Source organism: Thiohalophilus sp., from assembly GCF_031581315.1.
GTDB lineage: Bacteria > Pseudomonadota > Gammaproteobacteria > UBA6429 > Thiohalophilaceae > Thiohalophilus.
In genome coordinates this window covers 8,468-11,073 of sequence record NZ_JAVLAZ010000079.1, presented here as the reverse complement: position 1 = coordinate 11,073, position 2,606 = coordinate 8,468, and the positions used below count along the sequence as shown (strand labels likewise).

Sequence of the window (2,606 nt, the reverse complement as noted above, 5' to 3'; positions counted from 1 at the left end):
ATCTTTAATAAATTATTTACGTACATTCGCGTTAATTAGCGGACATTTTAAATCAGTCACTTTCTTTACCGGAAACTGCGGCTTCTTCAAAAGTCGCCATACCGTTATGCAAAGCGCAGGCATGACGTAACAATGACAGCGCCACGGCCGCGCCGCTGCCCTCGCCCAGGCGCATGCCGAGGTCGAGTAACGGCTCCGCCTGCAGATCATCCAGGATCGCTCGATGACCGGGCTCGGCGGAACGATGACTGTAGATGAACCATTGTCGGCTGCCCGGCAACAATTTCTCGGCGATCAGCGCCGCCACGCTGCAGATAAATCCGTCTATCAGCACCGGCAGGCCCTGCTGGGCGGCATGCACGTATGCTCCCGTTAGTGCCGCGATCTCAAAACCGCCAAAACAATGCAGCACGGTCTGCGCATCCTGTGGGTCAATCGCATGCCGGGTGATTGCTGTATCGATCACCTCGGCCTTGTGTCGCACGCCGGCATCATCCAGCCCGGTGCCCGGTCCGACCAGTTGTTGGGCCGGCTGATTCAGCAACACACAGCCCAACGCGGCAGCCGAGGTGGTATTGGCAATGCCCATCTCACCACCAATATATAACTGACTTCCCGCGTCCAGCGCCCGTTGTACCGAATCGCGCCCCGCCGCCAGCGCCTGCTGTCCCTGTTCGGGTGTCATGGCCGGTTGCTGGCTGAAGTCAGCCGTGCCTTCGCCAATACGCTGATCGACCACCCCCGGCAGTTCACCGGGATCGTGCGCAGTGCCGACATTGACCACTTCCAGGTGGGCGTTCTGTTCTGTCGCCATGACGCTGATCGCGGCACCGCCACGGGCAAAGTTGCGCACCATCTCGGTGGTGACAATTTGCGGAAAGGCGGACACGCCCTGATGGGCAATACCGTGATCGGCGGCAAAGACCGCCACCCAGCACTGTTCGATAACGGGCGTGGCGTTCGCCTGCAGACCCGCCAGTTGTATTGCCAGGGATTCCAGCTGGCCCAACGAACCGGGCGGCTTGGTCAGTTGACCCTGACGCTGTTGCGCGGCCTGTTGCGCGTCGGCATCGATCGCTTTGACAGGCTGTTGCCACCAGTACAACGTCATCACTTATCCTTTGAGGGTTTGCGGCAGTCCGGCGGTGATCATCGTCACCCGATCACACACCCCGGCGAGACGCTGATGCAGGCGGCCGGTTTCATCGGCAAAGCGGCGGGAAAGCGGATCGGCGGGAATGATGCCCTGCCCGACTTCGTTACTGACAAACAACAGATCGGCCTGCAATGACGGCAGGCAGGCCAGCAGGTTGTTCTGTTCCTGTTCCAGTCGTTGCGGATCGCGGTCGAGCAACAGGTTGGTCAGCCACAGGGTCAGACAGTCGATCAGTATGATCGCGTCGGGATCATCGCTTTTTTGCAAGGCATCGCTCAATGCCAACGGTTCTTCAACGACTTGCCAATGGGCGGGGCGTTCCTGTTGATGACGGCGAATGCGCTCGGCCATCTCTTCATCGCCGGCCGTGGCCGTTGCAATCAGTGTGACAGGTTTATTGCTCTGCCCGGCCAATTGCTGGGCATAGCGACTTTTACCGGAACGGATACCGCCGAGGATTAATTGCTGCATGAGTTGGAACAGGAATCAGAAAATCAGACCCATCAGGGTCAACAACGCCAGCAGGACCACCCAGACGACCAGCGCCCGTTTGACCAGTCCCAGGGCATGTTGTATCGGGGCGGTATCGACAGGAGTCGCCTCCTCGATTTCCTGGTATTCGCCGGCAATGGCACCCGTGCCGCTTTCTATCAAAAAGGCGTCGCTGTCGCGTTGCCAGATGTCGGCGGGGCTCTGCCAGCGACTGAGGGTGTCGACAAAATTACCGGCCAGGGCGTAGCACAAGACGGTGAGGCGGGCGGGGATCCAGGCGAGAATTTGATACAGATCGTAAGTGGCATTGCGATATTCGTCCGTGACCGAAGCCTGCTGCCGGACATGGCAGCTGAGTCGAAACAGTACCGCCCCGATCGGCCCGAGAATCAAAAACCAGAACAGCACGCCGAACATCCGCGTGTTGGCCTCCACCAGAATCCGATCGCGCACTTGCTGGACCAGTTCGACCGTGGATTCGGCGGTGATTTCCGTCTCATCACCCAGCTGGCGGGCGCACAGCGCGGCCGCTTCGGGATCGTCCCGTTCCAGGGCGGTCAGTACGTGCTGAACATCCTCATCCAGATCGCGTGGGCCGAGCGTAAAAATCAGCACCACCAGTCCGAGCAGGAACGCCAGTAACCCGGTCAGGGCGCCCAGCGCCGCCAGCACGATCCACACCGCCAGCGCCACCAGCCCGATCAGCAGGATGACCCCCACCGGCCCGTCGCGCAGGGGCTGGCCCTCGAGTTTGTGATAGAGGGTTTCGTGGTAACGATCGAACCAGTCGAAACGGCGCAGGTCGGACACCGGCTTGTAGAAGAACTCCACCGCCAATGCCAGCAATATACTTATCAGATTCATGATGCCAAGTGTCTATATAAAAGGTGTAAATATCAAGCTTTGCGTCATTCTACAACGCCGCCATCAGGCGGGCCCAGTCAAAAGCCGGGCCGGG

3 protein-coding genes are annotated in these 2,606 nt (G+C 59.4%); all 3 read right to left on the bottom strand.

Going from position 1 to position 2,606, the window contains the following annotated elements; genetic code table 11:
• Positions 1-52 precede the first annotated feature (52 nt).
• Genes cobT through ampE form a run of 3 tightly spaced genes read right to left on the bottom strand, consistent with a single transcriptional unit; the run spans position 53 to position 2,512 of the window.
• The gene (gene cobT, locus RI563_RS10700) at positions 53-1,111 is read right to left on the bottom strand and encodes a nicotinate-nucleotide--dimethylbenzimidazole phosphoribosyltransferase (RefSeq protein WP_310694373.1); all 1,059 of its coding nucleotides are present in this window, start codon (positions 1,109-1,111) and stop codon (positions 53-55) included.
• Between the two features lie 3 nt (positions 1,112-1,114).
• Positions 1,115-1,627: a bifunctional adenosylcobinamide kinase/adenosylcobinamide-phosphate guanylyltransferase gene (gene cobU / locus RI563_RS10695; RefSeq protein WP_310694372.1), complete on the bottom strand. Its 513-nt coding sequence runs from the start codon at positions 1,625-1,627 to the stop codon at positions 1,115-1,117.
• Positions 1,628-1,642: 15 nt separating this feature from the next.
• Positions 1,643-2,512, bottom strand: coding sequence for a regulatory signaling modulator protein AmpE (gene ampE / locus RI563_RS10690; protein ID WP_310694371.1), 870 nt, complete (start codon positions 2,510-2,512; stop codon positions 1,643-1,645).
• Between the last annotated feature and the right edge of the window lie 94 nt (positions 2,513-2,606).

Excerpts from the sequence above, each read along its gene's own strand:
- cobT (WP_310694373.1), bottom strand. The coding sequence starts at position 1,111 with ATGACGTTGTACTGGTGGCAACAGCCTGTCAAAGCGATCGATGCCGAC.
- cobU (WP_310694372.1), bottom strand. The coding sequence starts at position 1,627 with ATGCAGCAATTAATCCTCGGCGGTATCCGTTCCGGTAAAAGTCGCTAT.
- ampE (WP_310694371.1), bottom strand. The coding sequence starts at position 2,512 with ATGAATCTGATAAGTATATTGCTGGCATTGGCGGTGGAGTTCTTCTAC.